Annotated in this window: 16 protein-coding genes and 2 pseudogenes; 13 read left to right on the forward strand and 5 right to left on the reverse strand. The window is 74.2% G+C overall.

Annotated elements, in window-relative coordinates:
• Positions 1-127: 127 nt before the first annotated feature.
• The 3 genes from ACFYOV_RS09820 to ACFYOV_RS09830 all read left to right on the forward strand — a co-directional run bounded on the left by ACFYOV_RS09820 (position 128) and on the right by ACFYOV_RS09830 (position 2,614).
• The gene (locus tag ACFYOV_RS09820; RefSeq protein WP_389085624.1) at positions 128-1,375 is read left to right on the forward strand and encodes a histidine kinase; all 1,248 of its coding nucleotides are present in this window, start codon (positions 128-130) and stop codon (positions 1,373-1,375) included.
• An 81-nt stretch (positions 1,376-1,456) separates the two neighbouring features.
• Complete coding sequence (locus tag ACFYOV_RS09825) at positions 1,457-2,131, forward strand: response regulator (RefSeq protein ID WP_389085081.1); 675 nt, start codon at positions 1,457-1,459, stop codon at positions 2,129-2,131.
• Positions 2,132-2,185: 54 nt separating this feature from the next.
• Positions 2,186-2,614: a PaaI family thioesterase gene (locus ACFYOV_RS09830; RefSeq protein WP_389085083.1), complete on the forward strand. Its 429-nt coding sequence runs from the start codon at positions 2,186-2,188 to the stop codon at positions 2,612-2,614.
• A 197-nt stretch (positions 2,615-2,811) separates the two neighbouring features.
• Here the strand turns inward: ACFYOV_RS09830 and ACFYOV_RS09835 are convergent, their stop codons facing one another.
• Positions 2,812-3,870 (reverse strand): Gfo/Idh/MocA family oxidoreductase, encoded by a 1,059-nt coding sequence (locus ACFYOV_RS09835; protein ID WP_389085626.1) that lies wholly within the window; start codon positions 3,868-3,870, stop codon positions 2,812-2,814.
• Positions 3,871-3,962: 92 nt separating this feature from the next.
• Here ACFYOV_RS09835 and ACFYOV_RS09840 point away from each other — a divergent pair, with 92 nt between their 5' ends.
• From ACFYOV_RS09840 to ACFYOV_RS09860, 5 genes are all read left to right on the forward strand, one after another.
• Entirely contained in the window at positions 3,963-4,700 is a 738-nt protein-coding gene (locus ACFYOV_RS09840) for a GntR family transcriptional regulator (RefSeq protein ID WP_389085628.1), read from the forward strand.
• 119 nt (positions 4,701-4,819) lie between these two features.
• Positions 4,820-6,004: an ROK family glucokinase gene (locus ACFYOV_RS09845; RefSeq protein ID WP_389085086.1), complete on the forward strand. Its 1,185-nt coding sequence runs from the start codon at positions 4,820-4,822 to the stop codon at positions 6,002-6,004.
• Complete coding sequence (locus ACFYOV_RS09850; RefSeq protein WP_389085088.1) at positions 6,001-6,579, forward strand: sugar kinase; 579 nt, start codon at positions 6,001-6,003, stop codon at positions 6,577-6,579. Before ACFYOV_RS09845 ends, ACFYOV_RS09850 begins: the two co-directional genes overlap by 4 nt.
• Positions 6,580-6,673: 94 nt before the next feature.
• Complete coding sequence (locus tag ACFYOV_RS09855; RefSeq protein WP_389085091.1) at positions 6,674-9,667, forward strand: SNF2-related protein; 2,994 nt, start codon at positions 6,674-6,676, stop codon at positions 9,665-9,667.
• Positions 9,664-12,102, forward strand: coding sequence for an SWIM zinc finger family protein (locus tag ACFYOV_RS09860; RefSeq protein ID WP_389085093.1), 2,439 nt, complete (start codon positions 9,664-9,666; stop codon positions 12,100-12,102). The genes ACFYOV_RS09855 and ACFYOV_RS09860 overlap by 4 nt, the downstream gene beginning before the upstream one ends.
• A 135-nt stretch (positions 12,103-12,237) precedes the next feature.
• Here the strand turns inward: ACFYOV_RS09860 and ACFYOV_RS09865 are convergent.
• Positions 12,238-12,336: pseudogene (locus ACFYOV_RS09865) on the reverse strand (hypothetical protein); the annotation flags it as partial.
• 69 nt (positions 12,337-12,405) lie between these two features.
• A pseudogene (locus tag ACFYOV_RS09870) lies at positions 12,406-13,593 on the reverse strand (SMI1/KNR4 family protein); the annotation flags it as partial.
• Positions 13,594-13,844: 251 nt separating this feature from the next.
• On the opposite strand from ACFYOV_RS09870, the gene ACFYOV_RS09875 reads away from it, so the two are divergent.
• Both ACFYOV_RS09875 and ACFYOV_RS09880 read left to right on the forward strand, forming a co-directional pair.
• Positions 13,845-14,534 carry an ArsR/SmtB family transcription factor gene (locus ACFYOV_RS09875; RefSeq protein ID WP_389085097.1) on the forward strand — a complete coding sequence of 230 codons (690 nt, stop codon included), beginning with the start codon at positions 13,845-13,847 and terminating at the stop codon, positions 14,532-14,534.
• 376 nt (positions 14,535-14,910) lie between these two features.
• Complete coding sequence (locus ACFYOV_RS09880) at positions 14,911-16,182, forward strand: MFS transporter (RefSeq protein ID WP_389085099.1); 1,272 nt, start codon at positions 14,911-14,913, stop codon at positions 16,180-16,182.
• A 150-nt stretch (positions 16,183-16,332) separates the two neighbouring features.
• On the opposite strand, the gene ACFYOV_RS09885 is transcribed toward ACFYOV_RS09880, so the two are convergent.
• Positions 16,333-16,602, reverse strand: coding sequence for a hypothetical protein (locus ACFYOV_RS09885; protein WP_389085102.1), 270 nt, complete (start codon positions 16,600-16,602; stop codon positions 16,333-16,335).
• A 235-nt stretch (positions 16,603-16,837) separates the two neighbouring features.
• Positions 16,838-19,459, reverse strand: coding sequence for a heavy metal translocating P-type ATPase (locus tag ACFYOV_RS09890; protein WP_389085104.1), 2,622 nt, complete (start codon positions 19,457-19,459; stop codon positions 16,838-16,840).
• Between the two features lie 675 nt (positions 19,460-20,134).
• Between ACFYOV_RS09890 and ACFYOV_RS09895 the strand changes: the two genes are divergently transcribed.
• The 3 genes from ACFYOV_RS09895 (at position 20,135) to ACFYOV_RS09905 (ending at position 23,354) form a co-directional block, all read left to right on the forward strand.
• Complete coding sequence (locus ACFYOV_RS09895) at positions 20,135-20,848, forward strand: response regulator transcription factor (RefSeq protein WP_389085107.1); 714 nt, start codon at positions 20,135-20,137, stop codon at positions 20,846-20,848.
• Entirely contained in the window at positions 20,848-21,966 is a 1,119-nt protein-coding gene (locus ACFYOV_RS09900; RefSeq protein WP_389085109.1) for a sensor histidine kinase, read from the forward strand. Before ACFYOV_RS09895 ends, ACFYOV_RS09900 begins: the two co-directional genes overlap by 1 nt.
• A 251-nt stretch (positions 21,967-22,217) precedes the next feature.
• Positions 22,218-23,354 (forward strand): beta-propeller fold lactonase family protein, encoded by a 1,137-nt coding sequence (locus ACFYOV_RS09905; protein ID WP_389085111.1) that lies wholly within the window; start codon positions 22,218-22,220, stop codon positions 23,352-23,354.
• Positions 23,355-23,394 lie beyond the last annotated feature (40 nt).

Genomic DNA, 23,394 nt, shown 5'->3' on the forward strand with positions numbered 1-23,394 from the left:
AGCACGCCGAAGGAGGACGCCCGACGCGCGGGAGCACGCCGAAAGTCTGCGGTGCCGCGACTTCGGTCGGTGATCCGGCCCTCGCGGCGGCGGGACGGGTGGCGGCTGCGTAGATTGGCCGACCGTGATGGGTGACGACGCGGCGCGGACCGCCCCGGTGTTCACGGGACGCAGGTGGTTCTTCCCCTCCGCCCTGATCCACGAGCTCGACCCCGACGCCGACCGGTCCGGACGCCGGCCCCGGCGCACCGCACGCGACTGGGTCGTCGACTTCTCCTGCTTCCTCGCGGCCGTCTGCGTGGGCCTGCTGGGCGCCGAGGCACTGGCCGAGAATCCGCACGTGTCCCCCTCGGTGGCCGCGGCCGACCAGCTGCTCGGCGCGCTGTCCTGCGCCGCGGTCTGGCTGCGCCGCCGCCACCCGCTCGGGCTGGCCGTGGCGATGATTCCCGTCGGCTTCCTCTCGGACACCGCCGGCGGGACCAGCCTCATCGCACTGTTCACCCTCGCCGTGCACCGGCCCTTCCGGTACGTGGCCTGGGTGGGCGGCGCCACCATGGCGCTGACCCCCCTGTTCTACTGGTTGCGCCCCGACCCCGAACTGCCGTTCCTCGCCTCGGTGGCCTTCACCGTGGCGCTGCTGGGCGCGGTCGTCGGCTGGGGCATGTTCGTGCGTTCCAAGCGGCAGTTGATGCTGAGCCTGAGGGACCACGCCCGGCGGGCCGAGCGGGAGGCCGGGCTGCGTGCCGAGCAGGCGCAGCGGCTCGCGCGCGAGGCCATCGCGCGTGAGATGCACGACGTGCTCGCGCACCGGCTGACACTGCTCAGCGTGCACGCGGGCGCGCTGGAGTTCCGGCCCGACGCGCCCCGCGAGGAGATCGCGCGAGCCGCGGGCGTCATCCGGGAGAGCGCCCACGAGGCGCTCCAGGACCTGCGGGAGATCATCGGCGTCCTGCGGGCCGGCGACTCCGACGACGCGGGCCGCCCGCAGCCGACGCTTGCGGCGCTGGACACGCTGGTCGCCGAGTCCCGCGAGGCCGGCATGACGGTCGCTCTCGACCGGCGCGTCACCGACCCCGCCGCCGTCCCCGCATCCGTCGGCCGCACCGCCTACCGGATCGTCCAGGAGGGCTTGACCAACGCCCGCAAGCACGCCCCCGGCACCGAGGTCGCGGTCCGCGTCACCGGCGCCCCGGGCGAGGGGCTCACCGTCCACGTCCACAACCCCCCGCCCGAGGGCGACGTCCCGCACGTCCCCGGTGCCGGGCAGGGCCTGATCGGCCTGACCGAACGGGCCACGCTGGCCGGCGGCACGCTGACGCACGGGCCCACGGCGGACGGCGGGTTCGAGGTGCGGGCGGAACTGCCGTGGGCGTGACCGGCCCGAAGACGCGGCGGGCGCAAGCCGGTTGGGGAGCCGCACACGCCTGCCCGGCCCCGGCGTGATTACGTGGCCCCCATGACTGCGATCAGACTGCTCCTCGTCGACGACGACCCGCTGGTGCGGGCCGGACTGTCCTTCATGATGGGCGGCGCCGACGACATCGAGATCGTCGGTGAGGCCGCCGACGGCGGTGAGGTCGAGGCGCTCGTCGACCGCACCCGCCCGGACGTCGTCCTCATGGACATCCGGATGCCGACGGTGGACGGCCTGGCCGCGACCGAGCTGCTGCGCCGGCGCGAGGACGCCCCCCAGGTCGTGGTCCTCACCACCTTCCACGCCGACGAGCAGGTCCTGCGCGCCCTGCGCGCGGGCGCCGCCGGATTCGTGCTCAAGGACACCCCGCCCGCCGAGATCCTGCAGGCCGTGCGCCGGGTCGCGGCCGGTGACCCCGTGCTGTCGCCCGCCGTCACACGGCAGCTGATGCGGCACGCGGCCGGCACCGCCGCCGACACCCGCGGCGTCCGCGCGCGGGAGCGCATCGCCGCCCTCAACGAGCGGGAGCGCGAGGTCGCCGTCGCGGTCGGCCGCGGCCTGGCCAACGCGGAGATCGCCACGGAACTCTTCATGAGCGTGGCCACCGTCAAGACCCACGTCTCGCGCATCCTGGCCAAGCTGGGGCTCAACAACCGCGTGCAGATCGCGCTGCTCGCCCACGACGCCGGGCTCCTGGAGGACACCGGGGGACGCTAGCGTCACGCAGGAAAACCCGTTCGCCGACCGCGACATCGAGGGAGCACCGTTGCCATGACCGCATCCGCCGCACTCGACCTGGGCACGGCCCAGCAGGCCCTGCACAGCCAGCCCTTCAGCCGGCTGGTGGGCGCGCGGGTGACCGCCTTCGGGGACGGCGGGGCCACCCTGGAGATCGACATCCGCGAGGAACTGCACCAGCAGAACGGCTTCGTGCACGGCGGGGTTCTCTCCTACGCCGCCGACAACGCCCTCACCTTCGCGGCCGGCGCCGTCCTCGGCCCGCACGTCCTCACCGGCGGCTTCTCCATCCAGTACCTCCGCCCGGCCACCGGCCGCACCCTGCGCGCCCGCGCGGAGGTGGTCCACGCGGGCCGGCGCCAGGCCGTCGTCCGCTGCGACCTGACCACCCTCGCCGACGACGGCACCGAGACCCTGTGCGCGGTCGCCCAGGGCACGGTCCTGCCGGTGCCGTCCCCCTGATCGCCCTGATCCCCAGGGCCTGTCGGTCGGCCCAAGCCGCAGACGCGGGGTCCGGCACGCACATCCGCGGCGTTGTCCTCCGTTGCCGACGCTCCGCGTCGACGCCCTCCTCCGCCGTGCAGCCGCACGCACCGGACCCTGCTCCCGGTGGTCACGAGGCACCGTCGCCGCCCGGCGTCCTGGTCCGGACGACAGGCCTAGGGGTACGCACCCTCCGGGCCGCCCGCGATCTCCGCCAGCCGAACCGGTCTGCGGTCCCGCCGGGACACCTCGCACGCCTCCGCGATCCGCAGTGCCTGAAGGGCCTCCCGGCCGTCGCACGGGTTGGCCCGCTCACCCCGCACCACCTCGACGAACGCGGTCAGCTCCGCCTCGTAGGCGGGTCCGAAGCGCTCCAGGAACCCGGTCCACGGCTTGTCCGCGGCCGGCGGACCCGTCGGCTCGGTGGAGGCGATCGGCGTCCGGTCGTCCAGGCCGACGGCGATCTGGTCGAGTTCCCCGGCGAGCTCCATGCGCACGTCGTAGCCCGCGCCGTTCAGCCGTGTCCCGGTGACCGTGGCCGGCGTGCCGTCGTCGAGCGTGAGCAGCGCCGCGCCCGTGTCGACGTCGCCCGCCTCCCGGAACATCGCAGGCCCGGCATCGGATCCGGTGGCGTAGACGTCGACCACCTCGCGGCCCGTCACCCAGCGCAGCACGTCGAAGTCGTGGATCAGCGTGTCCCGGTACAGCCCGCCGGACAGCGGCAGGAACGCGGCGGGCGGCGGCTCCGCGTCGCTGGTCATCGCGCGGACGGTGTGCAGCCGGCCGAGCCGGCCCGCGCGCACGGCCTCGCGTGCGCCCGCGTAGCCGACGTCGAACCGGCGCTGAAAGCCCATCTGGAGGACCGTCCCGGCCGCCTCGACCTCGGCGATGGCCTGCAAGGTGCCTGGCAGGTCGAGGGCGATGGGCTTCTCGCAGAACACCGGCAGCCCGGCCCGGGCGGCCCGGCCGATCAGCTCGGCGTGGGCCGAGGTGGCCGTCGTGATCACCACGGCGTCCACCCCCCAGGTGTAGATCTCGTCCACCCCGGGTGCCGCCGTCTCGCCGAGCCGGTGCGCGAGCGCCTGGGCCCGCGCCGGGTCCGCGTCCGTGAGGATCAGCGAGCCGACGTCGCGGTGCCTGCTGAGCGTGCGGGCGTGAAGGGTGCCGATGCGGCCCGTACCGATGACCCCGATGCGCATGGAATCAAGGTGCGGCCCGCGCCCTTCCCTGTCAATGTGTATGTCCGGACAATCGGACTACACAACTTCCCGTCAACAACGCACGGGGCTACGCTCGGGCCGTGCCGAAACCAGAAGTGGATCCCACCGTGCAGCTGGAGCTGAGCGTGGACCGCAGCTCCCCCGTGCCGTTGTACTTCCAGCTGTCCCAGCAGCTGGAGGCCGCCATCGAGCACGGCACGCTGACCCCCGGCAGCCTGCTGGGCAACGAGATCGAGCTCGCCGCGCGGCTCGGCCTGTCCCGTCCCACCGTGCGCCAGGCCATCCAGTCGCTCGTCGACAAAGGGCTGCTCGTGCGCCGCCGCGGGGTCGGCACGCAGGTGGTGCACAGCCAGGTCAAACGCCCCCTGGAGCTCAGCAGCCTCTTCGACGACCTGGAGTCGGCCGGTCAGCGCCCGGCCACGAAGGTCCTGGTCAACACGGTCGTCCCCGCGTCCGCCGAGGTCGCGGCGGCGCTCGGCGTCGCCGAGGACAGCGACGTGCACCGGGTGGAGCGACTGCGGCTCGCCCACGGGGAGCCGATGGCGTACCTGTGCAACTTCCTGCCGCCCGGCCTGCTCGACCTCGGCACCGGGCAACTGGAGGCCACCGGCCTGTACCGGCTGATGCGGGCCGCCGGGATCACCCTGCACAGCGCCCGCCAGATCATCGGCGCCCGTGCCGCCACCGCCGCCGAGGCGGAACGGCTGGGCGAGGAGACGGGTGCCCCGCTGCTCACCATGCAGCGCGTCACCTTCGACGACACCGGCCGCGCGGTGGAGTTCGGCACCCACACCTACCGTCCGTCCCGCTACTCGTTCGAGTTCCAGCTCCTCGTACGGTCCTGAACGGCCCGCCGACCCGGGATCCTCGTCGCCTGTCCCGGCCGTGCGGCGGTGTGCGGCCGATGTCCGCCTTTGCTCCCCTGTACGACACCCAGCGTCACGGTGAGGCACAATCGGCGGCGATGAGCACCTACCGCGACCTCACACTCCCCAGGGCGCTGAGCTCCGCCCGGGCGGCCGGCGCCCCCATCGGCTCGCGCCGCGCCCCCGTGCTCCGCACGGTCGGCACCCGGGAACGCCGCTCGCACCTGACGGCCCCGCGCGTGCCCACCGTCGGCATCGACATCGGCGGTACGAAGGTGATGGCGGGCGTCGTCGACGCCGACGGCAACATCCTGGAGAAGCTCCGTACGGAGACCCCGGACAAGTCCAAGAGCCCGAAGGTCGTCGAGGACACCATCGTCGAACTGGTGCTGGACCTGTCCGACCGGCACGACGTGCACGCCGTCGGCATCGGCGCGGCCGGCTGGGTCGACGCCGACCGCAACCGCGTGCTCTTCGCGCCCCACCTGTCCTGGCGTAACGAGCCGCTGCGCGACCGCCTCTCCGGCCGGCTCTCGGTCCCCGTCCTGGTGGACAACGACGCCAACACCGCCGCCTGGGCCGAGTGGCGCTTCGGCGCCGGCCGCGGCGAGGACCACCTGGTCATGATCACCCTTGGCACCGGAATCGGCGGGGCCATCCTGGAGGACGGGCAGGTCAAGCGGGGCAAGTACGGTGTCGCCGGCGAGTTCGGGCACATGCAGGTGGTGCCCGGCGGCCACCGCTGCCCGTGCGGCAACCGCGGCTGCTGGGAGCAGTACAGCTCCGGCAACGCCCTGGTGCGCGAGGCGCGCGAGCTGGCCGCCGCCGACTCGCCGGTCGCCTACGGGATCATCGAGCACGTCAAGGGCAACATCTCCGACATCACCGGTCCCGTGATCACCGAGCTGGCCCGTGAGGGCGACGCGATGTGCATCGAGCTGCTCCAGGACATCGGCCAGTGGCTCGGCGTCGGCATCGCCAACCTCGCCGCCGCCCTCGACCCCTCCTGCTTCGTCATCGGCGGCGGCGTCTCCGCCGCCGACGGTCTGCTCATCGGCCCCGCGCGGGACGCCTTCAAACGGCATCTCACCGGCCGCGGCTACCGCCCCGAGGCCCGCATCGTCCGGGCGCAGCTCGGCCCCGAGGCCGGCATGGTCGGCGCCGCCGACCTCGCCCGGCTGGTCGCCCGCCGCTTCCGCCGCGCCAAGCGCCGCCGGGTCGAGCGGTACGAGCGCTACGAGCAGTACTTCCTCGCCCGCCGCGGCTCCCAGGAGCCGGAATGACCACCGGTGTACCCCACCAGACGCATGCGGACCGGCCGGTGCCCCCGGCCGAGGACCGCGGGCACATGGTCCGCCGCAGGGCGCTCACCCTGCTGATCATCGTGCTGCTGATCGGCATCCCGGCCGGCTACCTGGTCGTCTCCGCCAACCAGAGCCGGAGCAGTGGTCTGGACAAGGAGCGGAGGTACTCGGCGACCGGGCTCACCGAGGGCTGGCCGTCCAAGGTGCAGCGGCGCCTCTACCAGGTGCCCCTGCCCGACCCGTCGTGGTGGGTCGCCCACTACGAGACCAACAACTGGAAGACCAGCCGCCTCTACGTCCGGTTCGAGACCACCGAGGCGGGCCTGAACGCCTTCCTGACCAGCCTCGGCATGACCCCGGAGGATCTCGAGCCCGGCCGCATCACCATCGGCGAGCGCGACCGCAGGGTCACCGGCTGGACCTTCGCCGGCCCCGGTACCTGGTCCGGCCTGGTCCACGAACAGCGGAGCCCGGCGCCCACGCTGGAGATCGTCGTCAACCGCAGTACGCCCGGATACCCGTGGGTGTACGTCGTCTCCCGCACGGTGCCCTGACGCCCCCCGAGCGGCCGCCGGGACCGATTGTCGGACCCCACCCGTAGAGTCGGAGACGACTGACGCGAGAGGCGGGCGGGAGGTGACACGACGTATGGACGACGGGGGCGCGGGGGCCGCCGGGGGAAGGGCCGCCGCGAGCACCGAGGGGGAGACGGAGGTCCCCGTCCGGCTCGCGGCCGTGTTCCTGCCCGCACCGCTGCCGCGGGACGGACGCGTCGCCTTCTACGACCCCGAGGGCGACGGCGTACGCGCCGACGAGCCCGCCGGCGGTGACGGGGGAGCCGACGCGCCGGAGAGCGGTGCCGGGACGGCCCACGGACAGTCGCCCGCGGACGCCGCGACCGGGACCGCGCCCGCCGCGGACGGACCCGGCGGCACCCGGTCCCCGGGCACGCCCCGGTACACCGAGCTCACCGTCGTGCGGCCGCACGGCTCCGGGGTGCGCAGGCGGGAGGTGCCCGCGCTGTCGCTGCCCCTGGACGAGGCGCTGCCCGTACTGGTGCGGGCGCGGCGCGACCCCGCGGCCCATCCCGCCACCGCCTGCTGGGGCGCGGCCGCGTTGCACGCGCTGCGGCTCACCGCGCGCGGGCGGCTGCTGCCCGGTCTGACCGCCACGGGGCACGACGCCTGGCGTGCCGGTCCGCTGGACCAGGACGAGGCGGCCCACCTCCGGGCGGTCGCCGCGGCCCTGCCGTACGAGGGCCACGCCGTGCCGCTGCCCGGCCCCGGCCCGATCCGGCTGCCCCGGCCGGACGCCCTGGTGCGCGCCTTCCTCGACGCGGTCGCCGACACCCTGCCCCGCACCCCGGCCGCGCCCCACGCCTCGGGCCGGCCGTTCGCCGCGCGCGGGGCGCAGCGGCTGCCTGACGCGCAGGACTGGGCCGCCGAGGTCGCCGCCGGCATGGACGCGGGCGTGCGGATCTCGTTGCGCCTGGACCTGTCCGCGTACGACCTGTTCGACACCACCGGCCGCGGTGACGGCGGGCGTGGCGCGGGCGCGGCGGTCGTGCAGGTGCACAGCCTCGCCGACCCCACCCTCGTGGCCGACGCCGCGGCGCTGTGGTCCGGTGAGGCGGACGGCGCCTTCGGCCCCCGCGCGCGGGTGGACGCCGCCCTGGCCGTGCGCCGCGCGGCCCGGGTCTGGCCCCCGCTGGACCGGCTGTGCGACCAGGACGTGCCCGACGTGCTGGCCCTGTCCGAGGACGAGCTCGGCGACCTGCTGGGCGTCGCGGCCACCCGGCTCGCCGCCGCCGGGGTCGCCGTCCACTGGCCCAGGGACCTCGCCCAGGACCTCACCGCGACCGCGGTGGTCCGCCCCGCCCCCGGCTCGGCGACCGACGGCACCGGCTTCTTCGAGAGCGAGGACCTGCTGCGGTTCGGCTGGCAGCTGGCCCTCGGCGGCGACCCGCTCACCGAGGCCGAGATGGACGCGCTGGCCGAGGCCCACCGCCCCGTCGTACGACTGCGCGACCAGTGGGTCCTGGTGGACCCGGCGCTGGTCCGCAAGGCCCGCAAGCGCGACCTCGGACTGCTCGACCCGGTCGACGCCCTGTCCGTCGCCCTCACCGGCAGCGCCGAGGTGGACGGCGAGACGGTCGAGGCCGTTCCCGCCGGCGCCCTCGCCGTGCTCCGCGACCGCCTGACCGCCGGCGTGCGCCCCGCCGAACCGCCGCCCGGCCTGCACGCCACCCTGCGCGACTACCAACTGCGGGGCCTGGCCTGGCTCGACCTGATGACCTCCCTCGGCCTCGGCGGCTGCCTCGCCGACGACATGGGCCTCGGCAAGACGATCACCGTCATCGCGCTGCACCTGAAACGGGCCCGCGGCGAGCCGACCCTGGTGGTCTGCCCGGCCTCCCTGCTCGGCAACTGGCAGCGGGAGATCACCCGGTTCGCCCCCGGCGTCCCCGTGCGCCGCTTCCACGGCCCCGACCGCACCCTGGACGGCCTGGACGGCGGCTTCGTCCTCACCACCTACGGCACCATGCGCTCGACCGCGCCCACCCTGGCCGCGCGGTGCTGGGGCATGGTCGTCGCCGACGAGGCGCAGCACGTCAAGAACCCCCACTCGGCCACGGCCAGGGCCCTGCGCACCATCCCGTCCCCCGCGCGTGTGGCCCTGACCGGCACACCCGTCGAGAACAACCTCTCCGAGCTGTGGGCCCTGCTCGACTGGACGACCCCTGGACTCCTCGGCCCCCTGAAGTCCTTCCGCGCCCGGCACGCACGCGCGGTGGAGAACGGCGAGGACGGGGAGGCGGTCGAGCGCCTGGCGCGCCTGGTACGCCCCTTCCTGCTGCGGCGCAAGAAGTCCGACCCCGGTATCGTCCCCGAACTGCCGCCCAAGACCGAGACGGACCACCCCGTGCCGCTGACCCGCGAACAGGCGGCCCTGTACGAGGCGGTGGTGCGCGAGTCGATGCTCGCCATCGAGACCGCGCAGGGCATGGGCCGCCGCGGCCTGGTGCTGAAGCTGCTCACCTCGCTCAAGCAGATCTGCGACCACCCGGCGCTGTACCTCAAGCAGGACCACGCCGCCGCCGACCGCATCGCGGCACGCTCGGGCAAACTCGCCCTGCTGGAAGAGCTGCTGGACACCGTCCTCGCCGAGGACGGCTCGGCGCTCGTCTTCACCCAGTACGTCGGCATGGCACGCCTGATCGAGGCGCATCTGACCGGGCGGGCGATCCCGGTGGACCTCCTGCACGGCGGCACGCCGGTGACGGAGCGGGAGCGCATGGTGGACCGCTTCCAGAGCGGGGCCACCCCGGTCCTCGTCCTGTCCCTCAAGGCCGCAGGCACCGGCCTCAACCTCACCCGCGCCGGGCATGTCGTCCACTTCGACCGCTGGTGGAACCCGGCGGTCGAGGAACAGGCCACCGACCGCGCGTACCGCATCGGCCAGACCCAGCCCGTCCAGGTCCACCGCCTCATCACCGAGGGCACGGTCGAGGACCGCATCGCCGAGATGCTGGAGTCCAAGCGCGCCCTCGCCGACGCCGTCCTCGGCTCGGGCGAGTCCGCGCTGACGGAGCTGACCGACCGTGAACTGTCCGACCTCGTCTCGCTGCGGAGCCCGTCATGACCCCCCGCCCGTCCGAGCGGGCCCGCGAGGCCCTGCGGGCCGCACGGGAGCGGGCGGGCCGGGGACCGGCACGTGCGGACGCCCCGGAGCACTCCGGGCACGACGACATCACCCCGGCCCCGCCCGCGCAGCCCGCTCCCCGGCGGACGGCTCGCGACGGCGCCACCGAGCCCCCGTCCACGGACACGAGTGGCGAGCACGGGGAGGCCGGGCCCCGGCCCGTGACGACGGGGCGGCCCGGGCGGGCCGGTACCTCCGGGGCGGCCCCCGGCCGCCCCGGGGACGGGGAGCGGCGACCGGGTGACGTGGCGCGCGAAGCACTGCGCCGCGCGGTGCTGACCCGCCGCGCAGGCGAGGCGGTGAGCGGTGCCCCGGAGACGGCAGAGGGGGCGGACGGCGCGGGCTCCCCGGGTGGTGGCTCCGACGAGGACGCCGCCGACGCACTCGCGGTACCGGCGGCGCCCGGTGACGACACGGCCTTGCTTCCTGGTGGGGCGGGCTCCCCGGGTGGTGGCTCCGACGAGGACGCCGCCGACGCACTCGCGGTACCGGCGGCGCCCGGTGACGACACGGCCCCGCCCTCCCGCGACGACGTGACGACCGCCGAGGACGACGCCGGGCGCGGTGCGGGTCGGTCCGCCGCCGAAGGCGACGTGCGGCGTCCGTCCCAGCGCCCCGGCGACATCGCGCGGGAGGCGTTGCGGTCGGCCCGGGCGCAGGCGCGGCGGGAGCGGACACGACCCGGGGACGGGGCCCCTGAAGCCGAGGAGCGCAAGAGCCGGGCATCGGCCCCCGCACCCCGCGTCCCCCGCACCGCCCGCGGCGACCGCGCCACCGGCCTCCGGGCGCGCGAACTGCGGGAGTTCGCCGCCGAGGCGTTCCGCATGCCCGCCCCGGACGACGCACCGGAGCGGGACGTCACGCCCGACTCCGCCGACCGCCCCACCTCTCCCGACCCCGGCGGTACACGGCCGACGGCGCAAGCGGAGAGGGAGGCCGCTCCCGACTCCGCCGGTGGCCCGGAGCCCTCGGTCCCCGGCGGCGCACCCCCGTCGGCGGAACCGAAGCGGCAGCCGGGCGTCGCTCCGGGGCGCCGGACCGAGTCCTCGGCGTCCCGTACCCCGCCCCCCGTGGCCGCGACGCCCCGCACCCCCCGTTCCATGGCCGCCCCCACGCGCGACGGCGATCTGCGCCGCACCTTCCCCCGGTTCCCGCCCCAGGACCCGGACCGCGACCGCTCCTCCGAGACCTGGTGGGGCAACGCCTGGATCACCGCCCTGGAGGAAGGGGCGCTGGACGCCAAACGCCTGGCGCGCGGACGCGGTTACGCCGCGCAGGGGCACGTCGACGCGATCACCGTCACCCCCGGGCTCGTCCTCGCCTACGTGCAGGGCAGCCGTCCCCGCCCGTACCGCGTCCAGGTACGGCTGCGGACCTTCGGGGACGCCGACTGGGAGCGGTTCCTGGAGGCCGCCGCCGAGCGGCCGGGCCACATCGCGGCGCTGCTCGACAAGGAGATGCCCCCGTCGCTCGCCGACTGCGGCGCCCCCCTGCTGCCCGGCCCCGGCGACCTCGCCCCGCAGTGCAGCTGCCCCGACTCCGGCCATCCCTGCAAGCACGCCGCCGCCCTCTGCTACCAGACCGCGCGCCTGCTCGACGCCGACCCGTTCGTGCTGCTCCTGCTGCGCGGCCGCGGGGAACGGGAGGTCGTCGACGACCTGTCCCGGCGCAGCGCCGCGCGCTCGGCCCGCGCCGCCCAGGAGAGGGAACCGGCGCCCCTGCCCGGCGTGCGGGCCAGTGACGCCCTGGCCGCCCGTGGTGCCCTCCCACCGCTCCCGGCCCCGCTGACCCCGCCCGCGCACCCGGAGCAGCCGCCGGTGTACCCGGCGGCCCCGGGCGGCCCGGACGCCTTCGCGCTGGACCAGCTCGCCACCGACGCCGCCGCCCGAGCCCACACCCTGCTCACGACCGGCCGCGACCCGGTCGGGGCTCTGACGCTGTGGCAGGACGCGGTACGGCTCGCCGCGGCGCGCCCCGGTTCCGGGCTCACCGCGGCCACCCGCGCGCTGTACTCCTCCCTCGCCTCCGCGGCCGGCCGCACCCCGGCCGAACTGGCCCGCGCCGTCGCCGCCTGGCGGCAGGGCGGACCGGCCGGGCTCGCCGTCCTGGAGGAACCCTGGGACCCGCCCGCCGGCCGCTTCGACCGCGCCCGGCCCCAGCTCCTCGCCGCCGACCTGCCCGCCTTCCGCCCCTGGCGCAACCGCCTCACCCACCCCCGGGGCCACCTCCAGCTGCGTCTCGGCCGCGATCACCTCTGGTACGCCTACGAGTCCGAACCGGGCCGCGAGGACTGGTGGCCCCGCGGCACCCCCGACCCCGACCCGGTCGGCGCCCTGACCGGCCTGGACAGCCCCGAGCGGCCGGAGGAGACATGACCGCCGCGCGTCTGCGCACGACGCGCCGGCGGTTGTCGGCCGTGCCGTCGTCCGTGGCCCGGACGTGCGAGGGCGCCCCACCGCGGTGGAGCCGTTCCCGACGGCGATCAGCTTCCCGCTGCGCGCGTCACGGATCCCGCGGGTGCGGTCGCCCCTGTTGACGAGGGTCCACCGGTGGACGGCGGTGCCGTTGTCGGACCACCGGACAGCGGCGGCACCGTCGGCCGTCGACATGTCCCGCACGCCGAGCACCTTGCCGCCCAGCACCTTGCCGCCGCAGACTCGCGGAATCGGGCCCTACTCCGCCCGTCCGTCCCTTGGCGTGGACAGCAGCTCGCGGCCCCGCTCCGGAGTCAGCAGCGGCCCGAGCACGGGGTCGGCCACCCACCCCAGCGGCGCCAGGTGATCCGGTCCCAGCGGCTCCCACAGGGGCACGGCGTCCCTGAGCGTCCGCCACGCCCCGTCGGCGTCACCCGACCGCGCCACCTCCCGTGCCCGCTCGGCCGCCTCACCGAACGGCCCCGCCGCCGTGTACCGGTACGAGCCACTCCTCACCAGCTCCAGCGTCTTGTACGCCATCGACACCACGTGCTCGCTGGCGCCCTGCAGATGGAAGGTCAGCGTGGAGTCGTCCCCGTACGAGTGCGCCGCGTGCTCGGCGACCAGTGGCGGCAACAACTCGGGCGCGTACCGCGGCTCCGTCACCAGGCCGTCGAAGTACACCATGCAGGTCCGACCGAGCAGGCGGCGTATCTGGTCGCCCAGCCCGGCGGCCCGCGGTCTGCCGTACTCCTTCGCCTCGTCCAGCGCGGCCACGGCCCGCTCCCATCCGCCGCGCAGCGCCTCCAGCCGGGCCTGCTCCACCAGAGCGTCCAGCTCCCGCGTCGTGTCGTTGACGAACTCCGGCTGACCGTCGCGCGGCCGTGCCCGCAGGCTGTGGAACTCCCGGTGCATCGCCCGCATGAACTCCCTGAAGTTCGCGTACCGTTCGGGTGGCGCGGCCCGCCAGCCCGCCCACGTCCGGACGGCCCACTCGCCGTTCTCGTCCACGTCCTCGGGGTCCATCAGCACGTAGGTGGCATCGGAGTCCACGTCGAGCTGGAGCCCGCGCCACCAGATCTCCGCAGCCCGGCGCTCCTCGGGCTCCGCGCCCTCGTCCAGGTCCTCCTCGAAGAACTCCGCGACGCCTGACGCGTTGTCGTGCCAGTGCGCGTCCGTGGTCCCCGCCAACAGCCACACGAACCCGCCCGCGTGCCGCCACCCGTCACTGACCGCGAGGAAGTCTCGGTACGACGGAGGCAGCCGGCGGCCGAGCCGCTCCTCCAGGGCCGCGATCCGCTCCTCGGACGCGGGCGCAAACCCCAGCCACCGCGCCCGCCGCGCAGTCTCGTCGCCCTCGTCCCTCAGCTCCGCGTCCGACAGGGAATCCGCCCACTCCCCGCTCCATCCGAGCAGGAACGACCGCCAGTCGAATGCCGTGGTCTCCGTCATGCGCCCGATGCTGCCACCCACCACTGACACCGGTGCGCGTACACGGGTGCCGGCGGTCGGGGCTCAGCCACTGACTGACGCGACTGCTGGGCTGGGGCGGCCCGATGCCCGCCCGCGGTTCCTCGTCGTCCGCGACGCGGTACGGAAACCGCAGCCGCTCGTTCCTCGCCCCGGTGTCAGGCACCTGGTCTCTGCTGCCACGGGGCGGTTGAGGGCTCCCTCCGGACTCGCCTACAATAATCCATGGATTTATGGAGGATGACTTGCGGGAGAACACGGAGAGCGGGACGAGGGCGCGGCTCTACGACGCGTTCGCGGCCAGTGGAAAGGCCCTGGCCAGCGGCAAGCGGCTGGAGTTGCTGGATCTGCTGGCCCAGGGCGAGCGCACCGTCGACGCGCTCGCGAAGGCGGCCGGACTGAACCTGACCACCGCCTCCGCGCACCTGCAGACCCTCAAGCAGGCCGGTTTCGTCACCACGCGCCGCGAGGGGGTGCGCATCCACTACCGCCTCGCCGGCGACGACGTCGCGCAGCTGTTCGCGCTGCTGCGCAAGGTCGCCGAAGCCCACCAGGCGGCCGTGCCCGCCGCCCGTGACGCGTATCTGGGGGAGGACACCGCGGTCGAGGTCAGCCGTGAGGAGCTGCGGGTCCGCATCGACGCGGGAGACGTCGTCGTGCTCGACGTGCGGCCGGTGGAGGAGTACCGGGCCGGACACATCCCCGGCGCGCTCTCCATCCCGATGGCCGACCTGGCCGAGCGGATCGACGAACTGCCCGAGGACCTGGAGGTCGTCGTCTACTGCCGCGGCGAGTACTGCGTCCTGGCCCACGACGCCGTACGGCTGCTGACCGACCGCGGGCGCCGGGCGGTCCGCCTCAGCGACGGCATGCTGGAGTGGCGCCTGTCGGAGCTGCCCGTCGACGCCTCGGACCTGACGTGACCGGGGGCCCAAGTGGCACTCCGTCGCATCCGCCGACGATCCGCGTCCAGGTGGCCGGTCTGGTCAGTACCGGTCTCGTCGAGTCCGGGGTCATCGCCTCCGGCGCCGAGGCCGACCCGCTCGGGCTGCGGGGCCGTCCCCGCGTCCGTCCGGCCCGACCCGCACGTGATCACCCGGTTGACCGCGTGATCACCCAGGCCTCACCGGCCGACGGTCGCGGTCGTGGCCCGCTGAGGCCGTTCGCCGTCGCCGCCACGCTCGGCGGCGGTGCGGAGCGCCTGGCCACGTACCACCCGGCGCCCAGCCGCCCGCACGGCACCCAACCGGGCCGGTGCCGGTGCGTCACCCTGCCCGCGCCCCCGCTCCGGAAGAGACCATGACCAGTACCGCATCCGCCGGCACGGCTGCCCACCTGTCCGATCCCGACCGGGCGCAGCGCCGCATCCTCCGTGTCCTGGTCGCCTCCCAGGTGCTCAGCGGTGCGGGCCTCGCCGCAGGGGTCACCGTCGGCGCCCTGCTCGCCCAGGAGATGCTCGGCTCCACCAGCCTCGCCGGTCTGCCCAGTGCCCTGTTCACCGCCGGATCCGCGCTGGCCGCCGTCGCCGTCGGCCGTATCTCCCAGGCCCGCGGCCGACGCCCCGGGCTGGCCGCCGGCTACCTCACCGGCGCGATCGGTTCGGCCGGCGTCATCACCGCTGCGGTTCTGGACCGTCCCGTCCTGCTCTTCATCGCCCTGTTCGTGTACGGCGCCGGCACGGCCACCAACCTCCAGGCCCGCTACGCGGGAGCCGACCTCGCCGCACCCGGCCACCGGGCCCGCGCGGTCTCCACCGTCCTGGTCGCCACCACCCTCGGCGGCGTCGCCGGCCCCAACCTCGCCGCCCCGACCGGCGCGTTCGCCGAAACCCTCGGCATACGCGACCTCGCCGGGCCCTTCATCCTGTCCGGTGCCGCCTATGCGCTGGCCGCGCTCGTCCTCGTCCTGTGGCTCCGCCCCGACCCGCTGCTGCTGGCCCGCGCCGCCGCCCGGGCCGAGGAAGCCGACACCACCACGGAACCGGCCGCCGCCGGCTCCGGCCCGGCGGTTGGCAGAGGCGGAGTCGTCCTCGGCGCTCTGGTCATGGTCCTCACCCAGCTCGTCATGGTCGCGATCATGACCATGACGCCGGTCCACATGGACGACCACGGGCACGGAACCGCCGCCTCCGGCCTCGTCATAGCCATTCACATCGGTGCCATGTACCTGCCCTCACCGCTGACGGGTTGGCTCGTCGACCGCCACGGCCGGACGAGGGTCGCCGCTGCCTCCGGTATCACCCTCCTGGCCTCCGGCGTCCTCGCCGCCGCGGCGCCCGGTGACTCCGTCGCCCTCCTCGCGCTCGCCCTGGCCCTGCTGGGCCTCGGCTGGAACTTCGGCCTGGTGTCGGGCACCGCCATCATCACCGACACGGTGCCCCTGGCCACCCGCGCCAAGACGCAGGGACTCGTCGACGTGTCCATCGCCCTCGCCGGTGCCACCGGTGGCATGGCCTCCGGCATCATGGTCGCCGCCACCGGCTACCCCGCCCTCGCCCTGACCGGCGGCATCCTCTCCCTCGCCCTCCTGCCTGCCGTCGCCGCCACCGCCCACCGCGAACGAAACCCGTGAGCCACGACCTGGGGGCCCTGTGCTCGTGGCGTGAGGGCAACGGGGCCCGCGGTACGCCGAGTCGGGCCGTCCGGCAGATGACGGCACATCCCGTCGTGCCGCCGCGCGCCGGCCCATGGCTCAGGCGTCGGCTCGCTGCGCCTGCTGCACTCACCATCCGGGCCGGGTGATGCCACGCGGTTTGTAGAGCGACAGGGCCCTGTTCGTGAGCAGGACGACGACGGCGGCAGCGGCGTCGAACAGGAGCTGCACCCTCGTCCCGCCCAGGTGGGAGCCGGACAGGCTGCTCCGCGACGCCGTGTCCGCCACGTGGCCGATCACCTGCGTGTGCAGCGGGAGCAGGAACGTGACGACGACGGTCAGCGCCGGTGTCGTCAGCACCCAGTCGTGACCGAACAGCCCCCACGTGGTGCCCAGCACTGCACCACACCGGTGAGGAGGGAGGCGAACGTCAGCGGGACGATCACGTACCAGCCGGTGACCGGCCGGCCTGCGCCCCCAGGCCCGACGTCCCGTCCCCGGGCCGGGAGACGGGACGTCACCGCGTCATCCGTCGGTGGCGATCCTCTCCCCGGGCCGTACGACGAACCGGTCACGGACCGCCGACTACGGGCCCGACGACGGGCCCGACGCGATGGCGGACACCGTGCGGGGGTCAGGCGGCTCGGCGGATCCGCTCGCCGGCGCCGACGGCGGACGGCGCGGGTGGGGCGGGCACGGTGCGGGAGTCCGCTCCCGGCAGGCGCAGGCGTTTGAGAGCCAGCGCGTTGACGGCGACGATGACGCTGGAGCCGGACATGGACAGCGCCGCGATCTCGGGCCGGAGGACCAGGCCGAAGGCGGGTTCGAACACGCCGGCGGCGATCGGCAGGGCGAGGGCGTTGTAGCCGATGGCCCAGCCCAGGTTCTGGCGCATCTTGCGCAGCGTGCCTCGGCCGATGCGCAGGGCGGTGGGTACGTCCAGCGGATCGGAGCGCATCAGGACGAGGTCGGCGGTCTCGATGGCGACGTCGGTGCCCGCACCGATGGCGATGCCCAGGTCGGCACGGGCCAGGGCGGGGGCGTCGTTGACGCCGTCGCCGACCATGGCGACCTTGCGGCCGGAGGACTGCAGTTCGGCGACCTTGGCGGCCTTGTCGCCCGGCAGGACTTCGGCGATCACGGTGTCGATGGCCAGCCGCTCGGCGATCCGCTCGGCGGTGGCCCGGTTGTCGCCGGTGAGCATGACCACTTCCACCCCAAGGGCGTGCAGCTCGGCCACGGCGGCGGCGGAGGTCTCTCGCGGTGCGTCGGCGATGCCGATCAGGCCGGCCGCCCGCCCGTCGACGGCGGCGATCACGACCGTACGACCGCTGGCTGCCAACTCCTCCCGCCGCTGCGCCACGTCCGTCAGGTCGATGTTCTCGCGCTCGGCCAGGCGGCGGTTGCCGACCACGACCCGGTGACCGGACACGGTGGCGACGGCGCCGTGACCGGGGACGTTCTTGAAGCCCTCCGCGTGTTCCGCCTCGTCCTCCCCCTGTCGCACCGCCTCCGCATGGCGTACGACGGCTTCGGCGAGAGGGTGTTCGGACTCCCGCTCCACCGCCGCGACCAGGCGCAGCAGCTCGTCCTCGTGGAAGGCGCGAGCGGTGACCACGTCGGTGACCTCGGGCTCGCCTTTGGTCAGGGTGCCGGTCTTGTCCATGACGACGGTCCGGATGCGGGCGGAGGTCTCCAGCCCCATGGCGTTCTTGAACAGCACGCCGCGCCTCGCGCCGAGGCCGGTGCCGACCATGATCGCAGTGGGCGTGGCCAGTCCGAGTGCGTCCGGACAGGTGATGACCACGACGGTGATGGCGAACAGCATGGCGGCACCGAGGGAGCGGTCGGTGGCCAGCAGCCAGACGGCCAGGGTCGCGGCCCCGCCGATCAGCGCGACGAGGACCAGCCAGAACGCCGCCCGGTCGGCGAGCCGCTGCCCCGGGGCCTTGGAGTTCTGGGCCTGCTGGACCAGCTTGACGATCTGGGCCAGGGCGGTGTCCGTGCCGACCTTCGTCGCCCGCACGCGCAGCGTGCCGTTGGCGTTGATGGTGGCACCCACGACCTGCGCACCGGGCTCCTTGTGCACCGGAAGGCTCTCGCCCGTGACCATCGACTCGTCGACCTCGCTGCTGCCCTGCTCGACCACGCCGTCGACGGCGATCTTCGCGCCGGGGCGCACCAGCAGCAGGTCGCCGACGGCCACCTCGGCGGTGGGCACCTCGACCGGTTCGCCGTCGCGCAGCACGAGGGCCTTGGGCGGGGCCAGGTCGAGGAGGGCGCGGATGGCGTCGTTGGCCCCGCCGCGGGCGCGCATCTCGAACCAGTGGCCGAGCAGGACGAAGGAGGCCAGCACGGTGGCCGCCTCGTAGAAGACGTCCCCGCCGCCGGTGAGCGACACGATCAGGGAGTAGAGCCAGCCGGAGCCCACGGCGACCGCGACCAGCACCATCATGTCCAGGGTGCGGGCGCGCAGGGCCCGTAGCGCGCCGTCGAAGAAGATCGTGCACGAGTAGAAGACCACCGGCAGGCTCAGCAGCAGCGCCCACAGGTCCTCCCGCAGCCCGAACGGGACGGGCACGTCCAGGTTGAAGACGTCCTCGCCGATCGGTGACCAGATCACGATGGGGATCGAGAAGAGCGCCGCGACCAGGAAGCGGTTGCGCATGTCGGCCACCATGGCCGCCATCGACATGGCGCCGTGCCCGCCGTGCCCCATTACCTCGTGCGGCGGGGGCGGTGCTTCCCCGCGCTCGGGGCCGGCGTGGTCCGCGGGCGCTGCCGGTTCCTGGACGGCAGGCGCGGCTGTCGTCCCGGGCCGTACGGTCGCGGGGCCCGCCTGCGCGTCCGGGGCCGGTGCGCTCGGTGCCGTCGCAGTCGGGGCCGGTGCGCTCGGTGTCGTCGCGGTCGGGGCCGGTGGATCCGGCTCGGCCATCGGGTCGCAGACGTGGGCCGGGACGGACTGACCCGCGCAGTGCAGGCCGCACTCCTGTATCCAGTCACGCAGCTCCGCCAGGGACGTGCGCCTCGGGTCGAAGACCACCGTCGCCGTCTGCGCCACCGGGTTGGCCTCGACATCGAGCACGCCGGGCCGTCGGCCCAGGACGGCGGTGACGGTGCTCTGCTGGGAGGCCCAGTTCAGGCCCCGTACGTCCAGCACGGCGGTACTGCGCTGCTTGGGCGTGCGGGTCTCCCGGGGCTCGGAGGGGCTGGTGCGACCGTCATGGCCCCGGCGTTCCGCGTGATGGTCGTGCACGGTCACTCTCCTTCGCAGGCCGGCGGTGCCCTCCCGGGCGCGAGGAACCGCCCATGGCCGGCGGGTGCCGCCGGGATCGGGACCGCCCGGACGCCGGTGACGCGGCCTTCGGGTGCTGCGCCCACTCTTCGACGGTGCGCGCGATGAGGCCCGGCAGCAACACCGCAACGGACGGGGTGACGAGCCACCGTCCCCCGACGCCCGTACGCTGCCGGTCGCCCGAGCTTCCACGCTCCAGGACCGGTACGACCGGCACTTCGTCACCCGGGGAGCACTGCGCTCCCTCTGTGGGCCCATCGGCCCACTTCGCAGGCCCTTGGTACCTGTGCGGCCTTCACCTCCGCGAGGGAGGGTGGGATTCAGCGGCATGCGATCGCTGGACCGCGGGATCCCGGGATGAGGACGAGGCCCGGGACCGCACGAGCTCGTCCCGGTGGCGCTCGCCGGCACCCCGGTGCCGCTCCGGCTCGGCGCGCAGCTGCTGCTCCTTCTTCGTCACCCCCGTGTGCACAGAAAGGACGGGCCGGTCATGAGCACCTTCGCTCGCCGGACGGCGGACCCTCCCGCGCGGGAAGCCGGCCGGCCATGGGGCACCGCCGACCCGCTCGCGAGCCTCCCCGCCGAGTCGGGCGGCCGGGGCCGATGACACCGAAGCGCAGATCAGGAGCACGAGACATGAGCGACACCCCGGCACCGACACCCCAGCGGGCCCTGGTGGTGGACGACGAGGTGGAACTCGGCCGTCTGGTCGGCGACTACCTGTCCCGAGAAGGCTTCGCCGTGGACGTCGCGGGCAATGGCGTCGACGCGCTGGAGCTGGCACGCGCGACGGCACCGGACGTCATCGTGCTCGACGTGATGATGCCCGGCATCGACGGTGTGGAGGTCTGCCGGCGACTGCGCACGTTCACGGACGCATACGTCATCATGCTCACCGCCCGTGCGGACGAGGTCGACAGGATCATCGGCCTGACGGTGGGTGCCGACGACTACCTGACGAAGCCGTTCAGCCCCAGAGAGCTGGTCGCCCGGGTCAAGGCGATGCTGCGGCGGCCCCGTTCCGGGCAGCCGGGACCGGGACAGGTGCCGGTCCGTCGTTTCGGTGAGCTGACCGTCGACCCCGAGGCTCGGGAGGTCACGCTTGACGGCCGTCCCGTCGAACTGACCCGGATCGAGTTCGACGTGCTGGAGGCGCTCTCCTCACGGCCACGCATGGCGTTCAGCCGACGGCAGCTGATCGAACGGGTCTGGGAGCCGGGCTGGGGCGGTGACGAGCACATCGTCGACGTGCATGTGGCGCGCCTGCGGCGCAAGCTCGGTGACGACCCGGTCGGCCCTCGCTTCGTGCTCACCGTGCGCGGCGTGGGCTACCGCATGGGTCCCGGCTGATGTACCGGCGCCCCGGCCTGGCCGTGCGACTCGTCCTCGCCCAGCTGCTCGTGGTGCTCGCCGGGCTGCTGACCCTCGCCGCCGTCGCCTTCGCCATCGGCCCACCGCTGCTGCGACGCCATCTGCACAGCGCGGTCGGCGAGGTCTCCCCGGCGCTGTACCGGCACCTGGAGGACGCGTTCCTCACCGCGGGCGGTATCGCTCTCGGTATCGGTATCGCCGCGTTCCTGGCCGCTGCCGTCACCGTCGCCCTGCTGCTCACCCAGCGGCTGTCCCGTCCTGTCCGGGATCTTGCCGACGCGGCCGACCGGGTCGCCGCCGGCGACTACACCGCCCGCCTGGAACCGACGCTGCCCCTGCCCGAGTTCGAGGCCGTCACCGGCGCCTTCAACACCATGGCGTCCGCCCTGGACAACACGGAACGCACTCGGCGCCGGCTGCTCGCTGACGTCGCCCACGAGATGCGCACCCCGCTCGCCACCATCGAGGCCTACCTCGAAGGCCTTGCCGACGGGATACGCACGCTCGACGAACACACCTTGGCCGTGCTGGGCACCCAGACCAGCCGACTGCACCGGCTGATCGCGGACATCTCGCTGGTCTCCCGCGCAGAGGAACACCGCATCACCCTTGCGCGGACAGCCGTCCCCGCCGCCGGCCTGGCCGAGGCGGCCGCGGCCGCCGTCCGTCCCGCCTACCAGGCCAAAGGAGTGAACCTGCGCGTCCATGTCGCCCCGCAGACCCCGGCACTCGACGTCGACCGGGACCGCCTCATGCAGGTCCTGGCCAACCTGCTCACCAACGCACTGCGCCACACCCCCGCTCACGGCTCGGTCACCCTGACCGCCGAGCCCGCCGACGGGACAGTGGCCCTCGGCGTCACCGACACCGGCGAGGGCATCGCCGCCGACCACCTTCCGCACGTCTTCGAGCGCTTCTACCGGGCCGACCCGGCCCGCGACCGCGCACACGGCGGCTCCGGCATCGGACTGGCCATCGCCCGCGCACTCGTCCAGGCCCACGGCGGCACCATCACCGCCCACAGCCCAGGGCCCGGCAAGGGCGCCGTCTTCCGGATCAGCCTGCCGGCCGCCGGGGAGAACCCCGGACTTCAGTGAAGCATCGTCGGAGCTTGACGGGATCGTCATGATCCGCCCGGACCATCGGAGGTCAGTGGAGGAACACAGATGATCTGACCGCCGCTCTCACCACTCCGTCCCGGCGGCGAGAGGTCACCCCTGAACCTTCACCCGTCCGCGGCCCTGAGATCCGCGCCGAGTCCGGTGAGGTGCACCGTTCGTCGCACTGGGGCATCGCTCGAGACCGCCGGCGACGATTCAACGCCCGTATGAACTGTGAAAGGAAACTCGTGAGGAAGACACCCCTGGTCCTGGCCGCAGCCTCTGGCCTGGCCGCAGCCACCGTGTTCCTGGTCCTGCCGGAACAGTCGCAGAAGCCCGACCGATCGCCTGCGGCCGAACCGGCCGCCGCCCACCGGGGAATGGTGAGCGGAACCGTATGGGTGGCCAACGAGGGAGGGGCCAGTCTGACCGCGATCGACGCCGCCACCAACCGGGTCACCGCCACGGTGAAGGGCATCCCCGGCCCCCACAATGTGCAGGCCGCTTCGGACGGCCGTACCGTGTGGGCGGTCAGCGAACCGGCGAACCGGGTGGTGAAACTGGACGCGACCCGCTATTCGCTCCTCGACTCGGCCGCGACCGGCGACACGCCCGCCCACGTCGTCCTGGGCACGAACGGCAAGCAGGCGTACGTGAGCAATGCCGGGGACGGCTCGGTCTCCGTCTTCGCCGCGAGGTCGCTGTCCCCCGAGGGAACGATCACTGCGGACAAGGGCCCGCACGGGATGCGGCCCAGCCCCGACGGACGGTGGGTGTACACCGCGAACACGGCTGCCGGCACCGTCAGCGTGCTCGACACGGCCGAGGCCCGCCACGTGGCGAACATCGCGGTGGGCGCCGCCCCGGTACAGGTGGCCTTCCAGCCGGACGGCCGGTACGCCTACGTCACGCTCGGTGGTGAGAACGCGGTCGCGAAGGTCGATGTCGCCAGGCGGGCAGTCGTGGCGAAGATCTCGACCGGCCCTGGCCCGGCCCAGGTCCACGCGAGCCCCGACGGCCGGTATGTCCTGGTCGCCAATCAGGGGACCGAAGCGGAACCGGGCAGGACGGTCTCGATCATCGACACCGCCACGTTCACCGTCGTGGCCACGCCCACCGTGGGCGATGGCCCGCACGGCATCGCCATCGATTCCACCGGCCGGCACGCCTTCATCACGAACGTCTACGCCGACGACGTCGCCGTGCTGGACCTCGCCGAGCGCAAGGTGGTGGCACGCGTTCCGGTGGGTGACGCCCCCAACGGCATCTCCTTCACCTCTCGGGCCCCGGCTGTGCCCGACAGGCCGGAGACCACGGTGTCCCTGCCCGGCGTGGCCGGGTCCGACGACGCGTCGTCCCACGGAGGCAGCGGTCACGGCCACTGAACGCCGGGCGCCGGGGACGGCTTCCCCGCGACTGCGAGGT

It is taken from the genome of Streptomyces sp. NPDC005931, assembly GCF_042871235.1.
In the GTDB taxonomy this organism is placed as follows: Bacteria; Actinomycetota; Actinomycetes; order Streptomycetales; family Streptomycetaceae; genus Streptomyces.

What these genes read in the sequence shown, in the direction of transcription:
- ACFYOV_RS09895 (WP_389085107.1), top strand. Translation starts at nt 20,135, where the DNA reads ATGAGCGACACCCCGGCACCGACACCCCAGCGGGCCCTGGTGGTGGAC.
- ACFYOV_RS09825 (WP_389085081.1), top strand. Translation starts at nt 1,457, where the DNA reads ATGACTGCGATCAGACTGCTCCTCGTCGACGACGACCCGCTGGTGCGG.
- ACFYOV_RS09860 (WP_389085093.1), top strand. Translation starts at nt 9,664, where the DNA reads ATGACCCCCCGCCCGTCCGAGCGGGCCCGCGAGGCCCTGCGGGCCGCA.
- ACFYOV_RS09830 (WP_389085083.1), top strand. Translation starts at nt 2,186, where the DNA reads ATGACCGCATCCGCCGCACTCGACCTGGGCACGGCCCAGCAGGCCCTG.
- ACFYOV_RS09875 (WP_389085097.1), top strand. Translation starts at nt 13,845, where the DNA reads ATGGAGGATGACTTGCGGGAGAACACGGAGAGCGGGACGAGGGCGCGG.
- ACFYOV_RS09820 (WP_389085624.1), top strand. Translation starts at nt 128, where the DNA reads ATGGGTGACGACGCGGCGCGGACCGCCCCGGTGTTCACGGGACGCAGG.
- ACFYOV_RS09845 (WP_389085086.1), top strand. Translation starts at nt 4,820, where the DNA reads ATGAGCACCTACCGCGACCTCACACTCCCCAGGGCGCTGAGCTCCGCC.
- ACFYOV_RS09880 (WP_389085099.1), top strand. Translation starts at nt 14,911, where the DNA reads ATGACCAGTACCGCATCCGCCGGCACGGCTGCCCACCTGTCCGATCCC.
- ACFYOV_RS09855 (WP_389085091.1), top strand. Translation starts at nt 6,674, where the DNA reads ATGGACGACGGGGGCGCGGGGGCCGCCGGGGGAAGGGCCGCCGCGAGC.
- ACFYOV_RS09850 (WP_389085088.1), top strand. Translation starts at nt 6,001, where the DNA reads ATGACCACCGGTGTACCCCACCAGACGCATGCGGACCGGCCGGTGCCC.
- ACFYOV_RS09900 (WP_389085109.1), top strand. Translation starts at nt 20,848, where the DNA reads ATGTACCGGCGCCCCGGCCTGGCCGTGCGACTCGTCCTCGCCCAGCTG.